Origin of the sequence: Pseudomonas sp. USTB-Z (assembly GCF_019691255.1) — a bacterium.
GTDB lineage: Bacteria > Pseudomonadota > Gammaproteobacteria > Pseudomonadales > Pseudomonadaceae > Aquipseudomonas > Aquipseudomonas alloputida.
On record NZ_JAECZP010000057.1, the window covers coordinates 1 to 1,451 of the forward strand.

A 1,451-nucleotide genomic window follows, 5' to 3' on the forward strand; every position below is an offset into this window, starting at 1 on the left:
TGAGCTGCGCCCCAGATGTTGGACATCTGTCCATCATCTGGGGGTTTTCATGAGCAAGTACTCAACACAATTCAAGCAGTCAGCCATCCAGGCTTTCCTCAAGCGTGGCCGAGGCTTTCGCCACATCGCGGCGCTGTTTCAAATCGATCCGACTTTGCTGCGCCGTTGGGTCATGTCCTATCAGTTACATGGTGAGGCCAGCTTCGAGAAGCCTGGCGGTCATTACAGCAGCGAGTTCAAGCTTTCTGTGCTCCACCGTATGTGGCGCGAGAAGCTGTCGCTCCGGGCCACCGCGGCGTTGTTCAACCTGGGTAACTCATCTCAGGTGCGGCGCTGGGAGGAACAGTATTACAGTGGCGGCTTCCAAGCCCTGTCCTCAAGCAAAAAGATATTGGTTAACCCTATGCCTAAAGCCCCGCGCAAGCCCGAAGAGACCGCTCCCAAACCTATCGAGGAGCTTACCCATGCGGAGCTGCTCAAGAGACTTCGCCAGCTTGAAGCGGAGAACGCCTACCTAAAAAAGCTCGAGGAGCTCGACGAGGAGAAGGCGAGGCTGAAGAAAGCCAGGAAAAAACCCGGCTAGTAAGGGCTTTGCGCGAACACTACCCGTTTGCCGATCTGCTCAAGGCTGCCGGCCTGCCACGCAGTACTTACTATTACCAGCTAGGGCTGCTTGAGGCCGGGGATAAGTGTGCCTCTCTCAAAATCTCGATCCAGGAGATCTGCGACCGACATCGCGGTCGTTATGGTTATCGGCGGGTTACCTCTGCGCTGCGCAGTTCTGGGCAGTTGGTTAACAGTAAAAAGGTGCGCCGGCTGATGGCTGCTCTAGACCTCAAGTGCACGGTCCGTCCGAAGAAGTACAAGGCGTATCGGGGCCTGATGGGAGAAGCCGCGCCTAACATTCTCAAGCGTAATTTCCAGGCTGATCAGCCTAACCAGAAGTGGGTTACCGATGTCACTGAGTTCAAAGTGGCGGGTGAAAAGCTGTACCTCTCGCCTGTAATGGATCTGTACAACGGCGAAATCGTGACGTATCGCACCGACACCAGACCGCGCTTCACCTTGGTCGGCGAAATGCTGGAGCGCGCGATTCAACTGCTTCCGGCGGGCAACAAACCACTGCTGCACTCGGACCAAGGATGGCACTACCGATACCCTGATTACTGTGCACGTGTGAAGGAAGCAGGGCTTGAGCAAAGCATGTCACGCAAAGGTAACTGCCTGGACAACGCCGCGATGGAGAGTTTTTTCGGCACGCTGAAATCGGAATACTTCTACCGTGAGCGCTTCAAAAGCGTCGCAGAGCTACAGGCGGGACTGGATGAGTACATCCACTATTACAACCATGACCGCATTAAAATGAAACTCAACGGCCTGAGTCCTGTGGCTTACAGAACTCAAGCTGAGGTAGCCTAGCACCGACCGTCCAACATCTGGGGCGCAGCTCA

Annotated in this window: 1 protein-coding gene; it reads left to right on the plus strand. The window is 55.3% G+C overall.

Translation table 11 applies throughout. From position 1 onward, the window contains the following. The first annotated feature begins 49 nt into the window (after positions 1-49). Positions 50-1,419 (plus strand): IS3 family transposase gene (locus tag I8746_RS26810; RefSeq protein WP_409078031.1). Its coding sequence is split into 2 segments (ribosomal slippage): positions 50-547 and positions 550-1,419, totalling 1,368 coding nucleotides; the frame shifts between segments, so codons are not numbered across the junction. Positions 1,420-1,451: the final 32 nt, after the last annotated feature.